The 16,232-nt window shown below is 72.5% G+C and carries 14 protein-coding genes; 4 read left to right on the plus strand and 10 right to left on the minus strand.

Annotated features, from left to right (window positions below):
• Nucleotides 1–3 precede the first annotated feature (3 nt).
• On the minus strand, nt 4–441 hold the full coding sequence (locus ABZU99_RS16550) for a hypothetical protein (protein ID WP_355950138.1): 438 nt from the start codon (nt 439–441) through the stop codon (nt 4–6).
• A 180-nt stretch (nt 442–621) separates the two neighbouring features.
• Here ABZU99_RS16550 and ABZU99_RS16555 point away from each other — a divergent pair, with 180 nt between their 5' ends.
• The gene (locus ABZU99_RS16555; protein WP_356045814.1) at nt 622–1,938 is read left to right on the plus strand and encodes an ABC transporter substrate-binding protein; all 1,317 of its coding nucleotides are present in this window, start codon (nt 622–624) and stop codon (nt 1,936–1,938) included.
• A gap of 70 nt (nt 1,939–2,008) precedes the next feature.
• On the opposite strand, the gene ABZU99_RS16560 is transcribed toward ABZU99_RS16555, so the two are convergent.
• Complete coding sequence (locus ABZU99_RS16560; RefSeq protein ID WP_356045812.1) at nt 2,009–3,652, minus strand: hypothetical protein; 1,644 nt, start codon at nt 3,650–3,652, stop codon at nt 2,009–2,011.
• Between the two features lie 261 nt (nt 3,653–3,913).
• On the minus strand, nt 3,914–5,299 hold the full coding sequence (locus ABZU99_RS16565; RefSeq protein WP_355950130.1) for a transcriptional regulator: 1,386 nt from the start codon (nt 5,297–5,299) through the stop codon (nt 3,914–3,916).
• 389 nt (nt 5,300–5,688) lie between these two features.
• On the opposite strand from ABZU99_RS16565, the gene ABZU99_RS16570 reads away from it, so the two are divergent.
• The 3 genes from ABZU99_RS16570 to ABZU99_RS16580 all read left to right on the plus strand — a co-directional run bounded on the left by ABZU99_RS16570 (nt 5,689) and on the right by ABZU99_RS16580 (nt 9,037).
• Nucleotides 5,689–6,336 (plus strand): bifunctional DNA primase/polymerase, encoded by a 648-nt coding sequence (locus ABZU99_RS16570; protein ID WP_356045810.1) that lies wholly within the window; start codon nt 5,689–5,691, stop codon nt 6,334–6,336.
• A gap of 233 nt (nt 6,337–6,569) precedes the next feature.
• A complete protein-coding gene (locus ABZU99_RS16575) occupies nt 6,570–7,376 on the plus strand; it encodes an ABC transporter ATP-binding protein (RefSeq protein ID WP_355950125.1) in 807 nt (268 codons plus the stop codon).
• The gene (locus tag ABZU99_RS16580) at nt 7,373–9,037 is read left to right on the plus strand and encodes a transporter (protein ID WP_355950122.1); all 1,665 of its coding nucleotides are present in this window, start codon (nt 7,373–7,375) and stop codon (nt 9,035–9,037) included. Before ABZU99_RS16575 ends, ABZU99_RS16580 begins: the two co-directional genes overlap by 4 nt.
• Before the next feature lie 132 nt (nt 9,038–9,169).
• On the opposite strand, the gene ABZU99_RS16585 is transcribed toward ABZU99_RS16580, so the two are convergent.
• The 7 genes from ABZU99_RS16585 to ABZU99_RS16615 form a co-directional block, all read right to left on the minus strand.
• Nucleotides 9,170–9,514 (minus strand): SH3 domain-containing protein, encoded by a 345-nt coding sequence (locus ABZU99_RS16585; RefSeq protein ID WP_355950119.1) that lies wholly within the window; start codon nt 9,512–9,514, stop codon nt 9,170–9,172.
• Between the two features lie 133 nt (nt 9,515–9,647).
• On the minus strand, nt 9,648–10,832 hold the full coding sequence (locus ABZU99_RS16590) for a lactate 2-monooxygenase (RefSeq protein WP_355950116.1): 1,185 nt from the start codon (nt 10,830–10,832) through the stop codon (nt 9,648–9,650).
• A 52-nt stretch (nt 10,833–10,884) separates the two neighbouring features.
• The gene (locus ABZU99_RS16595) at nt 10,885–13,905 is read right to left on the minus strand and encodes a BTAD domain-containing putative transcriptional regulator (RefSeq protein WP_356045808.1); all 3,021 of its coding nucleotides are present in this window, start codon (nt 13,903–13,905) and stop codon (nt 10,885–10,887) included.
• Nucleotides 13,906–13,985: 80 nt separating this feature from the next.
• Nucleotides 13,986–14,432, minus strand: coding sequence for a pilus assembly protein TadG-related protein (locus tag ABZU99_RS16600; protein ID WP_356045860.1), 447 nt, complete (start codon nt 14,430–14,432; stop codon nt 13,986–13,988).
• A gap of 110 nt (nt 14,433–14,542) precedes the next feature.
• Nucleotides 14,543–14,962, minus strand: a complete 420-nt coding sequence (locus tag ABZU99_RS16605; protein WP_356045858.1) for a TadE/TadG family type IV pilus assembly protein — start codon at nt 14,960–14,962, stop codon at nt 14,543–14,545.
• Nucleotides 14,963–15,300: 338 nt separating this feature from the next.
• On the minus strand, nt 15,301–15,819 hold the full coding sequence (locus tag ABZU99_RS16610; RefSeq protein WP_356045806.1) for a TadE family protein: 519 nt from the start codon (nt 15,817–15,819) through the stop codon (nt 15,301–15,303).
• Nucleotides 15,820–15,933: 114 nt separating this feature from the next.
• Nucleotides 15,934–16,185, minus strand: a complete 252-nt coding sequence (locus ABZU99_RS16615; RefSeq protein WP_355950107.1) for a hypothetical protein — start codon at nt 16,183–16,185, stop codon at nt 15,934–15,936.
• Nucleotides 16,186–16,232: the final 47 nt, after the last annotated feature.

Raw genomic sequence — 16,232 nt, forward strand, 5'->3', positions numbered from 1 at the left:
TCCCTAGACCGCCCGCGTCATGATCGCCAGCACCTCCAGGGTCCGCGGCGGAGCGTCCGGGTCCTCGCCGTCGTTCGTGGCGAGCCGCACATGGGCCTCGCGGGCCGCCCGTACGGCCTCGGGCCAGCCATGGTGTTCGAGGTAGGCCGAGACGGGGGCGTCGGCGCCCACCTGGTGCATGATCCTCAGCACCCGCAGGACGGCGACGTCGACGAGCGCCGCCTCCTGTGAGTCCCGGAAGATCGTGCCGACGTACTTCTCGGCGGACCAGTTGTCCAGCCAGGTGTCCTCGACCAGCCGGTAGACGGCATCCGTGACGTCTCCGTATCCATCCTGGCCGGCCAGCCAGCACTCCTGCTGGAAGACCGGGTCGGCGAGCATGTGCAGCGCCGAGCGCACGTTGCTGCGCCAGCGCCACCACGGCATGTCATTGACAGGCATACCGTCCATGGTGGTCGAGCGACGGCCTCGACGGGAAGACTTCTCCGAACCTTGCACAGTGCTCGATCGTACGTTCTTCACAAGCGCGGACGAGACGCCCCCCGCTGTTCACTCTCTCGTCACCATTCATTGGGTTGCCATAACGGTGGCGTTCCGCCCGCGAAGCCAGGATTCAGGGTCATGACCGGACGGCGACGCCCCTCCTCGCGCCCTTTCCAAGCCGCGGTCGCGGCCCTGTGCACGGTGATCGGCGCGTCGGTGCTGACCGGCTGCGGCGCGGTGCCGGGACTGGCCCAGGCGGACGAGAGCGACCCCATTACCGTAATGACGTGGGCCCCCGAGGGCACCAAGGCGACCAATATGCCAGGTATGCCCGCGATGGCGAAGGCATACGCCCGGTGGGTCAATGACTCCGGTGGTATCAACGGCCGCCCGTTGAAGATCATCACCTGTAATGAGCGCAACGACGCGATCCAGGCCGCCCGCTGTGCCCAGCAGGCCAAGGAGGAGAAGGCGGTCGCGGTCGTCGGCTCGTACAGCCAGCACGGGCGCTCGTTCATCTCCCCGCTGGAGGTCGCGGGCATCCCGTACATCGGCGGCTACGGGCTGACCCAGGAGGAGTTCAACAGCCCGTACTCCTACCCCGTCAACGGCGGCCAGGCCGCGCTGCTCGTGGGCAACGGACGCCAGTTGGCGTCCGTCTGCGACCGCGTCTCCCTGGTACGCCCCGACACCATCGCGGGCGACGAGCTGCCCGAGCTCCTCGACACCGGCCTGCGGGCGGGCAAGCGCGGGAGCGCCCATGACGTCCGCGCGCCCGAGGACGCGGGCGAGTACAGCGACCAGGCCCGCAACGCCCTGGGCGGCGTCGGCGCCGACGGCGCCCTCGGCACCCTCGCGTCGGGCGCGGAGCTGAAGAACTCCTGTGTCACCGCGGCCCTCGGCAATCGCACGGGCACCTTCTTCGACTCCTTCCGCCGGGTGCAGGAGGACCATCCGAAGGTACGTATCGCCTCCGTACTCGGCAGCGTCCGGCAGTCCCTCGTCGACAGCACGGGCGGCAGCAGCAGCCCCCTGGAGGGCACGTACGCCACCGGCTGGTACCCGGCCGCGGACGATCCGCGCTGGGACCCCATGAACAAGGTGATCAAGAAGTACGCCTTCGACGACAACCGCATCGACCCCGCCGACCCCGGCACCCAGACGACCTGGATCGCCTACACCGCGCTGCGCTCGGTCCTCACGTCACTGAAGGGCAACGACATCAGCGCCCGCACCGTGCGGAACGCGCTGGACCACGGCCAGGCGGTCGACACCGGCGGGCTGACACCGACGCTGCGCTGGGGGTACGGCGACGCGCTGAACGTGCCCAACTACTCGCGGATCGTGAACCCCGACGTCACCTACCAGGTGGTGCGCAACGGGCAACTGGTGCCGGTGAGCAAGGGGTTTGTCAACGTGGCGAAGACGCTGGAGCGCTACAACCCCGCGGACTGACGGCCGTCGGGCTTGGGGGGCCGACGGCCGTCGAGCCGGGGGGCGGCGTGACCGCCCCCCGGCTTCCGTGTCACAGGTCGGTGGCCTGGTGCTGGGTGAGCCCGTACTTCGTGGCGATCGGGTTCCAGATCCCGGCCGCCGTCTTCTTCGCCTCGGTCGCCCGGCCGCTCGCCAGCTCGGCGGCTCCCACCCGGGGCGTCCGGCGGGCCTTGCCCTTGTGGCAGCCCTTCTTGCCGCCGCCGACCTGATCGGCCCAGGCCGCGTACTGGTTGTCGGCCGTCGCCGACGACTTCCACGCCTTGGTGAGGGCCGCGGTCAACTGCGCGTGGTTCGGGAGCTTGTCCACGGAGAGCTTCTCCAGCCGGGTCACCAGACCGTTGCGCTGGCCGGCGGCCGTCCGCAGATCCGAGGCCGCCGTGGACAGGTCCTTGCAGTTCTTGATGTTGTCCACGGCCTTGATGACCGACGAGCGGCTGTTGTTGCTGTCGGCGAGCAGCGCGTCCAGCGCCTTAGCCTGCGGCTGGGCGGGGTCCGTGGGGGCCTTGCTCGGGGCGTCCTCGGAGGCGCTCGGGGAGGAGCTGCTCAGCGTGGAGTTGTCGCTCTTCTTGTCGTCACCACCGCCCGCGCTGAGCGCGGCTCCGGCGGCGAGGCCGGCGATGCCGCAGCCCGCGACGACCAGTCCGATGAGCACGGGACGCGACATACGGCGGCGTCCGCCACCGCCTCCGCGGCCGCGGCCCCCATGGCCGCTGTGACCCCCGTGGTCCGGCGGGCCCTGGTGGCCGAATTGCGGGAGCTGCTGGGTCTCGTCGGGAGCGTCGGCCCCGTCCGCGCGGAACAGCCCGTCGAACTCGGACGGCGGCGGGCGGTCTCCCGGCCGGCCGGGCCGGATCGCGTACGGGGCGCCGCCGGGCCGCTTCGGCTCGGGGCCCGCCGGGATCGGGCCGGGCAGCACCGCGGTCTCCTCGGCGGCATTGACGTCGGAGTTGGGGGTGGGTGCCGGGGCGGGGGCGGCGGTCTGCCGCTGGCGGTGCGTGCCACGGCCGGGGCGGACCGTGCGCAGCTGGGTGGTGGACTCGGCGGGCGACTCGGGCTTCCCTGGCCGGTTCTCGGGCGGCAGCGGCGCGCTCTTGATCGCGGCGAGCGTGGTGGTCGGGGTGTCCTGGGGCGGCTGCGCCCGGCCCAGGACGGGGGGTATGAACCGGGTCGCCTCGGCGTCGCCCGCGGGCTGCGGCGGCAGCACCTGCGTCTCCTCGGCGGCGTTGTAGGACTGCGGCGGCAGTACCTGAGTCTCTTCCGCGACGTTGTAGGGCTGCGGCGGCAGTACCTGAGTCTCTTCCGCGACGTTGTAGGGCTGCGCCTGGCTCTCCGGCGGCGACTGCGACGGCGACCAGCCCTGCTGCCCGTACGACTGCCCCTCGGGCGGCAGCGGCTGCCCCTCCGGCGGCAGGGGGGCACCGAACCCGCCCTCCGGCGGCAGCGGCGCCGCCGCGGAGGGTTCCGAGCCCGCAGCCCCCGGTGCGCCCTGCGGCGCCCCTTGCGGCCCCCAGGGCTGCCCCCACGCCTGCCCGCCGGCCGGGGCCGCGTGATGCTGCTCCGGGGACCACTGGTCGCCCTGGGCGGGCAGCACGACACCCTCGCGCACGGGGTGCGGGGGCTGCGCGGGCGGGACCGCAGGCAAATGCGGCTCATTCCCCTGTCCGCTCTGCGTCACCGGGACTCCTTGGCTATGCGGAACTTACGGAAGCGTCGGCTCACGCTACCGGTTCACCGAACACCTCGGCGCCCGTCGGTCCGCCCGGGAAGGGAGAGACTGGTCACCGCCTCCGCACCACAGCGGCTCTGGCCAGCGGCGATGCCAGGAGACGGGGAGGACGGGCCCCGGTCCCGGCCGGGGCCACCACCACCACAACGCATCGGACAAACCCGGCCACAACACCCATAGGACACCGCACATCCGGGCCCCTTGGGCCGCCTACGCCGCCTGCACCTCCAGCCGCGCCCCGAACTCCCGCACCACCGGTTCCTCCCGGTACGGCTCCAACCGCTGCTGGAAGTCGTCCAGATACTCCGCCCCCCGGTTGGACCGCAGCGTCCCCAGCAGATCGACCGCCTGGGTACCGATATGGCACGCCTGCTCCACCTCGCGCTGCTGCACATGCGCCGTGGCCAGCAGCAGCAGCCCGATCGCACGCCGCCGCACCCGCCCCTCCGGATGCCCCTCCAGGGCCTCCTCGGCGCGCCGCCGGGCCGGTTCGCCCTGGCCCAGGTCGCGATGGCAGTGGGCCAGCTCATCCGCCAGATACGCGTGGTCGAAGTGGCGGATCCACAGCGGCTCGTCCCCGGATTCGTCCCCCGCCGCCCGCTCCATCGCGTCCAGCGCCCGGCCGGCCGCGGACTGGCACGCCCGCGCGTCCCCCATCAGGGCGTGCCCGCGCGCCTCGGCGGCCAGGAACATCGACTCGGCGCGCGGCGGCACCTGACCGCGCGAACCCTCCTGGGCCGCCTTCGCCAACTGGGCGATCTCCCGTGGATTGCCCAGCTGGGCGGCGAGATGGCTCATGCCGGCGGCGAGCACATAGCCGCCGTAGCCCCGGTCCCCGGCGGCCTGCGCCAGCCGGAGCGCCTGGATGTAATAGCGCTGGGCGAGCCCGGATTGACCGGTGTCAATCGCCATATATCCGGCCAATTCCGTCAACCGGGAGACGGCCCCGAAGAGTTCACGCCCCACCGACTCGCGGTACGAGCCGGCCAGCAGCCCGGAGACGACGCTGTTCAGATAGTGGACGACGACCGGGCGCACATGCCCGCTGCCGTAGCGGTGGTCCAGCTCGACGAGCGCGTCGGTGGTGGAGCGCACGGCGGCGACGTCCGACCGGCCGACCCGGGCCCCGGCCGTGCGCGCGACCTGGACATCCGCGCCGGTGATCAGCCAGTCACGGCTGGGCTCGACCAGCGCCGAGGCGGCGACCGTCGAACCGTTCAGGAAGTCACGGCGCCCCACATCGCTGCGCCACAACTCGCAGACCTGCTCTATCGCGCCGAGGACGGTGGGCGAGAACTGGAGGCCGACGCCCGAGGCGAGGTTCTTGCCGTTGGCCATGCCGATCTCGTCTATCGTGACCGTACGGCCCAGCTTGCGACCCAGCGCCTCGGCGATGATGCCCGGGGCGCGGCCACGGGGCTGCTGTCCGCGCAGCCATCGGGCGACCGACGTCTTGTCGTAGCGCAGATCCAGACCGTGCTCGGCGCCGCACATATTGACCCTGCGCGCCAAGCCGGCGTTGGAGCACGCGGCTTCCTGGATGAGCGCCTGCAGCCGTTCGTTCGGCTGCCGCGCCACTAGCGGCCTAGCGGCCATGGCTTTACCCCCAGTGACTGCTGTGCGTTCTCGGCGAATCCGTCCCTGTTGACCAGTAATGCCCCGCAGATATCGCGGGTATACGGTGAATGCGGAACTTGCCCGTATTGACCGCATCGACCGCGCCGTTCGCGTACGGCGCCGACACGAGTCCGGGACCGCCGCCACGGGCAGCCGCCACCGGACACTCGTACGCCCGTCACGCATGGTGGCTACCCGCTCACACAGCCGCAACCCCGCGCGCGCCCCCGGCCGTGCACCCATGCGCCCCGCGTGCCGTCGCCGCGCACCCGCCGGGCCCCCTGTGGCCCCCGCCCGCCCCCGCCCACCCGAGGGCCCGGCCGTAACCCTTGTTGACGAGGGAAGTTGTCCCCTGCGTGGAAGAGACCATGGACGTGACAGGAACATCGCAGATCCCTCAGCAGCGCGGGGAGCGGCTGCGCGACGCCGCGGTGCGATATGCCGAAGAGCGGCATTGGGACGTGCTCTCCGGCGCCTGGCTGGAGGTCGTGGACGGCGTGGAGCGCTGCTCCTGCGCGAGCGCCGACTGCCCGGTCCCGGGCGCCCATCCGACCGGCCGGGACTGGGTGAACCAGGCGACGGGCAGCGCGGTCGTGGTCCGCCGCATGTGGGCCAAGACGCCGCGCGCCTCGATCCTGCTGCCCACCGGCCGCACCTTCGACGCGCTCGACGTGCCGGAGTCGGCGGGCTGTCTCGCGCTCGCCCGCATGGAGCGCCGTCACGTCGAACTCGGCCCGGTCACCTCCACCGCCACGCGCAGGATGCTCTTCTTCGTCCTGCCGGGCGCCGCGGCCAAGATCCCGGACCTGGTACGGAACCTGGGCTGGCCGCCGAACTCGATCGACCTGGTCCCGCGCGGCGAGGGCGACTATGTGGTCGCGCCCCCGAGCCGGGTGGGCCACCGCGGCCCGATCCAGTGGGCCCGCAAACCCACCCCGGCCAACCGCTGGCTGCCGGACGCGGAGGAGTTGGTCAGCGCCCTCGCCTACGCCTGCGGCCGCGAGAGCCGCCGCTGACGCGAGAGCCACCGCTGACGCAAGAGCCACCGCTGACGCAAGAGCCACCGCTGACGCAAGAGCCACCGCTGACGCAAGAGCCACCGCTGACGCGAAAGCCACCGCTGACGCGCCGAACGATTCGGCCGCACCGGACGTACCGGATACCCCGCGGCGCCCTGCCCGTATGGTGGTCGGCGGACGGGGACACGACCGGTCCCCGCATCAGCTGAGGTGGGAAGACGGGGAACCGGGTGCCGGAAGAACAGACAGACGCCGCACAGCCGACGACGACCGCCGCGGTGCGGGTGAGCGGGCTGTGGAAGCGCTACGGCGAGCAGATCGCGGTCGCGGGCATCGATCTGGAGCTGCCCGCCGGGCAGTTCATCGGACTCGTCGGCCCCAACGGGGCCGGCAAGACCACCACACTGTCGATGATCACCGGGCTGCTGCGCCCCGACTCCGGCACCGTCGAGGTCGCCGGCCATGACGTATGGCGCGACCCGGTCGAGGTCAAGGCCCGGATCGGGGTGCTGCCCGAGGGGCTGCGGCTGTTCGAGCGGCTCTCCGGCCGCGAACTCCTCGCCTACACCGGGCGACTGCGCGGACTGCCCGGCGAGGAGGTCGACAAGCGCGCCACCCAGCTGCTGGACGTCCTGGATCTGGCGGGCGCGCAGAACAAGCTGGTCGTCGACTACTCGACCGGTATGCGGAAGAAGATCGGACTGGCCGCGGCCCTCCTCCACAATCCGGAAGTCCTCTTCCTCGACGAGCCCTTCGAGGGCGTGGACCCGGTCTCCGCGCAGACCATCCGCGGCGTTCTGGAGCGTTACACCCGCTCGGGCGCCACCGTCGTCTTCTCCAGCCATGTCATGGAGCTGGTGGAGTCGCTGTGCGACTGGGTCGCGGTGATGGCGGCCGGGCGGATCCGGGCCCACGGGCCGCTGGCCGACGTACGGGGCGAGGCGCCGTCCCTCCAGGACGCCTTTCTGGAGCTGGTCGGCGCCAACCGGCGCATGGCCGGACAGAACCTCGACTGGCTGGGCGGCGGCACCCGATGACGCTCACCGACCCGCTCGGCGCCACGGCGCCCGCCCCTCCCACCGTCCCCACCGGCTCGCCCACGCCCGTCTTCGTCACGCTCAAGCTGACGCTGCTGCGCAACGGGCTGCGGCAGTCGGCGGGGCGGCGCGCCGCCTATATCTCCTCGATCGTCGTCACGCTGCTCTTCGCCGCGCTGCAACTCCTCGGTCTGGTGCTGCTGCGCGGTCATGACCACGCCGACGCGCTCGTCACCCTGCTGACCGCGGTACTCGCCCTGGGCTGGGCGGTGATGCCGCTGTTCTTCCCGAGCGGCGACGAGACCCTGGACCCGACGCGGCTGGTGATGCTGCCGCTGCGGCCCCGGCCGCTGATCACCGCGCTGCTGGTGTCGTCGCTGATCGGCATCGGCCCGCTGTTCACCCTGACCCTGGTGGCCGGTTCGGCCGTCGCCGTCGCGCACGGGGCGGCGGCCGCCGTCGCGGGCGTGGCCGCCGTCGTGCTGACTCTGCTGGTGTGCGTGGCGCTGGCACGCGCCGTCGCGACCGCCAACACCCGGCTGCTGACCAGCCGCAAGGGCCGCGATCTGGCGCTGCTGAGCGGCTTGTTCGTGGCGATCGGCGTGCAGTTCGTCAACATCGGGGCCCAGCAGCTCGGCGGCAAGAACGGTCTGGCCGTACTGGAGCCGGCCGCGGACGTGCTGCGCTGGGTGCCGCCCGCGGCGGCGGTCGACGCCGTCCAGGGCGTGAGCGACGGTGCGTACACCACCGCCGCCGCCCAGTTCGCCCTGACCGCGGCGGCGCTGGCGCTGCTGCTGTGGTGGTGGGCGCGCAGTCTCACCCATCTGATGACCGCGCCCGACGCCTCCACGCTCCAGGCGGCGACGCCCAAGGAGACACGGGCGGGGACGGCCGGCCCGGCGGACACGGCGGGCCCGCTCGGCCGGCTGCTGCCCGCCGGCCGCACCGGCACGGTCATGCTGCGCACCTTGCGCTATGCCGTCCGGGACCCGAAGTCCAAGGCGGCGTGGGCGACCTCACTGGGCGTCGGTCTGCTGCTGCCCGTCGTCACCGCCGTACAGGGCGGCGGCTCGGTCTATTCGGCGTGGTGGGCGTCGGGGCTGCTCGGGATGCAGATGTACAACCAGTTCGGCTACGACTCCTCCGCCTTCTGGATGGTCGCGCAGACGATCTCCTCCCCGCGCGACGCGTATCGGGAGCTGCGGGGCCGGGCGTGGGCGCTGGCGCTGGTCGGGCTGCCGTACGTCACGGTGGTGACGCTCGGGTCCGCCGCCCTCATGAAGGACTGGCCGGCCGCCCCCGAGACGCTGGGGATCGCGCTCGCGCTGTTCGGCTCGCTGCTGGCGACCGGCGCCATGACCTCGTCGCTGTTCCCGTACTCCATCCCGCAGGACAGCGGCTACAAGAACGTCGTGCCGGGGCAGGCCGGGCTCGCCTGGATCAGCATCCTCGGCGGGATCGTCGTGGGCGCCCTGGTGTGCGCACCGGTGCTGGCGCTCGCGATCTGGCTGCATGTCTCCGGGGGACATGCGTGGCTGTGGCTGCTGCTTCCGGTGGGCGCGGGCTATGGCGCGGCCGTCGCGGAGGCGGGGCTGCGGCTGGCCGCACCGCGCGCGGCGGCGCGGCTGCCGGAGATCCTGACGGCGGTCAGCAAGGGGTGAGACGGCGGTGGGCGGCGAGGGCATGGGGCTTGGTCAGGGCCCCGCCCTCGCCGCCTTTCCTTCCCCCTGCCGCAGGGACGTCACTGCCCTTCCGCAGGAACGTCACTGCGCCTACGGCCGGGACCGCTCCCGCTAGTCCAGGTACTTGCTGTAGACCCAGCCCCTGGTCCCGGCCCGAATTCCCGAGGTCGTACGCTTGATGATCTTCCCGTACGACCAGCTTTTCTCAAAGCCCCGGGTGCGGCAGAAGTACCGGAACGAATCTCCCCGGTAAAGCGTCCCAATCACCCGGTAGCGCTTGCCCGGACCGGTACGGAATCTGGCCCCACTCGTATCGACCTTGAAATTGACGTCCGGAGAATTGAACTGGCAGGCCGACGGCCCCACCGCGGACGCCGTCGGCGCCAGAGCCACCGAACCGCCCAGCATCAGTGCCGCCGTCAGCACGACCATCGAGGCTTTACGTTTAAGCTTCACGCAATCTCCCCCCGTGGCAGTCGTTTTCCCTTGCCCGCGGACGAGCGTAGCACCAGGCAATCCGGAAGCCCGGGACCCGCTAAAGCCAAGAAGTCGCCACGGTGTGAGGGAATGTCAGCGGAGCGTATGGGGGTCAGGCGAGTGCGGACGGAGTCAGCCCCGCCACATCCGTATGGCCCGACAACGCCATCGTCAGCTCGAACTCGGCCATCAGCGCCCGGATCACATGCTCGACGCCCGCCTGCCCGTCGAGCCCGAGCCCATAGGCGTACGGGCGCCCGAGCAGCACCGCGCGGGCGCCCAGGGCCAACGCCTTGAACACGTCGTCACCGCTGCGCACCCCGCTGTCGAACAGCACGGCCATCCGGTCCCCGACCGCCTCCACCACCCCCGGCAGCGCGTCCGCGGCCCCGATCGACCCGCCCACCTGGCGCCCGCCGTGGTTGGAGACGACGATCCCGTCCATTCCCGCCGCCGCGGCGCGGCGCGCGTCATCGGGGTGGAGAATCCCCTTCAGCATGATCGGGCCGTCCCAGTGCTCCCGCAGAAACGCCAGATCCTCCCAGCTCTTCCCGGGATCCCCGAACATCTTCACAAAGTGCAGCACCGCCGCGTCCCGGTCCTCATGGACCGGCTTGGCGAGTGCGGCCTGAAACGCCGGATCCGTAAAGTAGTTGGCCGTCCCCACGCCCCGCAGAAACGGCAGATACGCCTGGTCGAGATCGCGCGGCCGCCACGCCAGGAGCGGTGTGTCCAACGTAACGAAGAGTGCGGTGAAACCGGCCGCTTTCGCCCGGCCCAGAAAGCTCTTGGTTACCTCGCGGTCCTTCCCCCAGTACAGCTGGAACCACCGCTCACCATCCCCCATTGCCTCCGCGACCCGCTCCATCGGCGTACTGGAGGCCGACGACAGAATGAAAGGCACTCCCTGCGCGGCCGCGGCCCGCGCCGCCGCGCACTCGCCTTCGGGATGCATGATCGACAACACCCCGATCGGCGCGAGCGCGACCGGCGCGGGCAGCCGCCTCCCCCACAGCTCCACGGTCAGATCCCGCTGCCGCACATCCCGCAGCATCCGCGGCACGATCCGCCACCGCTCCAGCGCCGCCCGATTGGCGCGCTCCGTACTACCGTTGCCGGCGCTCCCGGCCACATAGCCCACCGGCCCCGGCCCCAGCCGCCCCGCGGCCAGCTCCTCCAACCGCCCGAGGTCGGCGGGCAACCGGGGCACGGCCCCGGTCATCCCGTTCAGGTAGATCTCGTACTGGAACGCCGCCCAGTCCTTGCCGGTCCCGTCGGCGCTCTCGTTCCCGATCATCCGTATCCCTCCGCGCCGCCGTCCTGACGCCTCCGTCTGCCTCGGCCCGCGCTCAGTTGGCCTCGGCCCGCGGTTCGCGCCAGGAGGGCAGCAGCTCGTCCAGCAGTGCCTCGGTGCGCGGCGGGAGACCCCGCGCGCCCCCGTTCAGGGTGTGGTCGCGGGCGACCAGGCCGTCCGCCGTCGACTGGAGGAGCTCCAGGTCGCCGGTGGCGTGGACCGCGCGCAGCAGCTCGTTCCACAGCCGCTCGTCCGCCGGGGCGGTGGCCAGCGCCGCGTTGAGGGACTCGATCGCAGCGTCCGCCCGGTCCGCCTCCAGGTGGTGGGCGGACAGCGCGAGGGCCACATCGGCCACCAGCATCGGCAGTTGGGCCTCGATCAGCTCATGGGACAGCCAGCCGTAGCGGCCCTCGGGACGGTCGGCCAGCAGCGGCCCGCGGGCGAGCGCGAGCGCGTCGGTGAGCAGCCGCTCCCGTACGGACGCGCGGCGCGACCCCCGCCCCTCGGTCGCCTCATGGTGGAGCGTGCGCAGCACATCCAGGTCCGAGACCACGGACGCGGCCAGGGTCAGCCGGCCCGTCTCGTCCCGGCCCAGCCGCGGAGTGCCGTCCGGGTCGTCGCCCAGCCAACCGCGCAGCCGCTCGATGAGCGCGTCCCGTACGTCCTCCGTGGCACCGCGCGGCCACAGCGCCGAGGCCATCACCCGCGGATGGACGCCTTCCCGGTGCAGCAGGAGCAGGGCGAGGGCCTCGTGCAGCAGCGGGCTGCGGTCGTCGTCCGGCGTGTCGAGCCCGATGATCTCGTACGAGCCCACCAGACGCGCGTACACCGCGGGCCGTCCCCGCTCGGTGATGTCGACCATGAAGGGCGGAGGGGCGGCGTCCGGACCGTCGGGCCGCGGCCCCGCGTCCGGGTCGGCGGCGGCGAACAGCTCGACGACCGCGCGGTGCTGTGCCTCGGGCAGCAGCTGGGCCGTCAGCTCCAGGCCCAGCAGCGGGGCCAGCAGCCGTCCCTCGGGCGTGACCTCCAGCTCCCAGGTGGCGCCCGGCAGTTCACCGCGCCCGGTGCCGATGAGATAACCGATGCCCAGGCGGCCCGAGTCGGCGGCGAGTGCGGCCAGCCGCGCGGCCTGCTCCTCGGTGGGCTCGGCGGCCAGCAGCACCAGATGCGGGGCGCGCTGGGTGTGCTGCGGACGGCCCGTACGCCCGGTGAGGACCGAGTCGTGACCCGCCGCGCCCAGCGCGCCGCGGCGCTGCCGGGTCTCGGCATCCATGGTCTCGATCAGGGCGTCGGCATCATCGACATGACGGATCCGGGTGGGCGCGAGCGCACCCAGCTCCCGCCCGAACCCGACGAGGGTCACGGTGAGCCGGTCCGACCAGCCGTTAGTGGCCAGTTCGGCCGCGACCGAGGCGAAGACGGCGGTCCGGTCCGCCTCGGAGCCGGTCAGGGAGACGATGCCGGGCACCGCCTCCAGGTTGAGCAGCAGCCGGGCATCGTCCAGCGTGCCGAAGCTGACCAGGCCCGGGTAGGGGGCGGCGGTGCCGTCGGCCTCGTCCGGCCCCTGCGGCTCGTGCGGCCGGACATCGGCGCGGCGCACCTGCCAGAGCGTCGGGTCCTGGCCGGGCTGCCAGGGCGCCGGGGGCTCCCCCGAGGGCGCGGCGAGCTGGAGATGGATCTCGGCGGCGGTGAGCCAGGCGGCGTAGACGGTCGGCAGCTGGCGGTGCTCCTCGGCCAGCGCGGCGGACAGCCCGCGCAGCGCGCTGTCCAGGTCGCGTACCGCGCCCGGGTCGGCGCCCACGAGCAGCGCGTCCTGTGCGTCGGCGGCGGCGCCGGTGGGCGTGAGGTCGATGCCGCTGCCGCGGCCCATCGCCGACATGGCGGCCTGCCACAGCGCCGCCCGGCGGCGCCGGCCCAGGGCGGCCAGCAGCCCGGCGGCGAGCAGCGGAGCGCCGATGAGCGCCTCGGACAGGCCGAAGGCGGAGTCCGAGCTGGTCGCGGTCGCGCCCTGCCCGGCGTCGTCCCGCTGCTGATCGGGCTGGGCGACCGGGGTCTTGTGCACATCGCTCGCCGGGTCCGCGTGCTCGCCGCCCTGCTGCCGGTCGCCGCCCTGCTGCTGGTCGGCGTGCGGGCTGTCGCGGTCGTAGTCCTGGATCTGCTGCCGTACCTCCGGGGAGACCTTCCGCCCCTCATCGGGCAACTCGACCAGCTCACCACCGTGCGCGTCCGCGGGCATCTCCATGATCCAGCCGGGGCGGATCAGGCTGGCCTGCGAGAGCTTCGAACCGTCCGGCTGCAGACGGTCCTTGTTCAGTTCGTAGATCTCCTTGTAGCGGCGGCCGTCGCCGAGGTGGCGGTCGGCGATCTCCCACAGGGAGTCGTGATGGCGGCCCTCGGGCGGATGGATGCGGTAGAACTTCGTGTTCTTCTCCCCGCGCATGGCCGCCTCTTCGGCCCGGTCGCCCGTCGTCGGATCCACCGCCTGCTCGCCCTGCGCACGCATCCCGGACTCGGCGCCGCCCTGCCCCTGCGCGCGGATGCCCCGCTGACCCTGCTGATGCTCGCCGGGTGTCTGCTGGGCGGCCGCCACCGTGCCGCGATGGTTCGCGTCGTACGCGTTCCCCAGCTGCGACAGCCCCGGCGTCAGGCTCGCGGCCGACGCACCCACCAGCAACAGCGCGGCCACCAACTGCCGGGCGAGCAGCTGGCTCGGCCCGGCACCGGGTATGCGCGACGGCATCCCCACACCGGACAGCTCGGCTTTGCCCTCCACCAGCACACACGCCGTGAACTGCGCCCAGGCCAGCCACACCACGACCGTGAGCACCTTGATGAAGATGCCCGCGGTGATCGGCTGCCGAACGGTGTCCATCGACGGCACCTGATGCGGCAACGGCCAGCCCACGAAGTACGCCAGCGACCCCGGCACCCCGATGAGCAGCACCGCCAGCGCGATGAAGGCGAGGAACGCCTTGACGACGTCACCGGCCGTGCGCCGCGGATCGTGGGGCAGCGGCCTGGGCTGGGGGCCCCCGGCGGTGCGGGGGCTGGTCCGTGCTCGAGCTGTGCGCGCCATGGCGGGGTTCCTATGCCGTCGGTGGTCGCCGGGGGTGCGACAGATGCTGATGGGACAACTCTAGTGCTCCACGTTCATGCTCAGTCGGTGCGCGTCTCGGCCGCCGAGCTGCCGCGCACCGTGATCGACCCCTTGTAGAACAGGCCGGTCAGCACGGGCTCGTAGGTCAGCCGCACCTCCACCTCCACCCGCGCGGCGGTGGCGCTGGTGCAGCGCGACCCGGCGACGTCCGCTCCCGAGAGACCGGCCTCGCGCACGAACGCCCGCACCCGGGCGGTGCAGTTCTCGAAGTTGATGGCCGGGCGGCCTTCGCGCAGCGCCTCCTGATCGAGGTCCTGGGCGGCGTAACGGGCCGCCTGTTCCGCGTAGTCGGCGGCGCGCTCGCGCTGGGAGATGGACAGACCGCCGTCGATGACGAAGGCGGCGATCGCCAGGAAGAGCACCGCGAAGATGATGACCGCCGCGGCACCCGACCCCCGGTCCTCACCGAGCCGGGCCCGCAGCGGGGCTCGCAACCGGGCCCACAACCGGCCTCGCAACCGGGCCCACAACCGGGCCCGCAACCGGGCACGCAGCGGGGCTCGCAGCCGCACGGCCGTGCGCCGCGGCACCCCGCCCCTGATCACGCGCGTCGTCCTCACGCCGCCCGCCGGTACGGGTCGATGGGCGAGGTGGCACGGCCCTTGATCGTGGAGCCGATGTCCAGACCGAGCATGCCCAGGCCCCTGACCCGACAGCTCACCTCGACCGTGAAGAAGCCGCCGGGCTCGAAGCTGCTGCCCGACATCGACACCTGCGGGGAACCCTCGCACACATCGCCCAGGTCGGCCTCGGCCGCCTTGCGCGCCTCGCTCATCGCCACCCCGTAGTCGTGCTGGATGGAGCCGGCGCGGGCGGCGTCGCGCGCGGCGCCGTCGACCGCGCCACGGCCGTCCACGAGCTGGCCGAAGGCCACCAGCACCAGGATGAACATCATCATTACGGGGGCGAGGATCACGACCTCGATGGTCGAAAGGCCCGCGTCACCACTCCGTCCGGATCGCCCGGCTCGCCCGATGCGGCCAGTGCGGCCGGCTCGACCGATGCGGCCGGTGCGGCCGATGCGGACGACGCGGCCGACGCCCTCGGCGCGACCGATGCGGCCGATGCCCTCGGCGCGACCGATGCGGACGACGCGCCAGATGCGGCCGATGCCGCCGACGCCCCCGACGCGGCCGACGCCCCCGATGCGGCCGATGCGGCCGACGCCCCCGGCGCGACCGATGCGGACGACGACCCCGACGCGGCCGACGCCGCCGACGACCCCGAGGCGGCCGATGCGCCCGACGCGTCCGATGCGCCTGGCGAGCGCCGTACGCCGTACCCATGGCGCCGACTCCATGGCCAACTGGCCCCTCATCCCGTGTCCTCCACGAACCGCTCGACCGGGCCCTGCGACCTCGCGTGCACCCGGAACGTCATCCCGGGGAAGACCGTCGGCACATCGGCCTCGACCTGCACGCCCACCGTGCCGCCCTCGGGCTGTACGGGCGTCACATCCGGCCCCAGGAGAAGCTGCGGCCCCAGCTGGCGGATGTACGCGTCCGCCGTCGAGGTGGCCTTGCCCCGCCAGCCGCCGGGGTTCTCGTCCGCCTCGGCGCGTGCCTTACGGGCGCCCGCCTGCGCGGCCGCCTGGGCAACATGGTCGGCGAAGAAGTACAGCGCGAACTGCACGGTGGCGAAGATCATGAAGAAGAGCACCGGGGTCAGCAGCACGAACTCGATCGCGGTCATACCGCAGTCGCTCGTACGGCCGCCGCTCCCGCCGCCGCGGCGCGCGCGATCGCCGTACCCGCGCACCACCGCGCCGCTGTCGCCGCGGGCGGCGTCCAGTCTGCGGCGTACGGCACGGCGCAGCGCACCCGTTCGTCTCATTCGCATCGCTCAACTCGGTCGGCTCGGTCGGCTCGGTCGGCTCGTCAGTTCTGTCAGCGCGGTCAGCGCGGTCGGATCAGTGGGACGGGGCGTACGGGACCGTACGGTCCCGCCTCAGCACGTCTTGCTGGCGTTGGCGCCCTTGATGCAGTCGCCGACCTTGTTGGCGCCGTCGCTCAGCGCCGAGTTGATGATCGCGGCGACCACGCCCACGATCGCGACCACGACCGCCGAGATGATCACCCACTCCACGGCGGAGGCGCCGCGGTCCGTCTCCTGGGAACGCGCCCGCTCGACGTGGCCGCGCAGAAAGGTGACCAGGAAGTCCACGGCCGGGTGGCCGGTGATCCGGGATCCGATGTTCATGGTGATGTCCTCTCACACAGGGGGGAAGGAGCGGAATTCCGCGCCGC

This window comes from Streptomyces sp. NPDC005266 (assembly GCF_040607655.1).
Lineage (GTDB): Bacteria > Actinomycetota > Actinomycetes > Streptomycetales > Streptomycetaceae > Streptomyces.

Coding starts and splice junctions, on each gene's coding strand:
- ABZU99_RS16595 (WP_356045808.1), bottom strand. CDS start 13,905: ATGGCGCGCACAGCTCGAGCACGGACCAGCCCCCGCACCGCCGGGGGC.
- ABZU99_RS16570 (WP_356045810.1), top strand. CDS start 5,689: ATGGACGTGACAGGAACATCGCAGATCCCTCAGCAGCGCGGGGAGCGG.
- ABZU99_RS16610 (WP_356045806.1), bottom strand. CDS start 15,819: ATGAGACGAACGGGTGCGCTGCGCCGTGCCGTACGCCGCAGACTGGAC.
- ABZU99_RS16580 (WP_355950122.1), top strand. CDS start 7,373: ATGACGCTCACCGACCCGCTCGGCGCCACGGCGCCCGCCCCTCCCACC.
- ABZU99_RS16555 (WP_356045814.1), top strand. CDS start 622: ATGACCGGACGGCGACGCCCCTCCTCGCGCCCTTTCCAAGCCGCGGTC.
- ABZU99_RS16615 (WP_355950107.1), bottom strand. CDS start 16,185: ATGAACATCGGATCCCGGATCACCGGCCACCCGGCCGTGGACTTCCTG.
- ABZU99_RS16550 (WP_355950138.1), bottom strand. CDS start 441: ATGCCTGTCAATGACATGCCGTGGTGGCGCTGGCGCAGCAACGTGCGC.
- ABZU99_RS16565 (WP_355950130.1), bottom strand. CDS start 5,299: ATGGCCGCTAGGCCGCTAGTGGCGCGGCAGCCGAACGAACGGCTGCAG.
- ABZU99_RS16590 (WP_355950116.1), bottom strand. CDS start 10,832: ATGATCGGGAACGAGAGCGCCGACGGGACCGGCAAGGACTGGGCGGCG.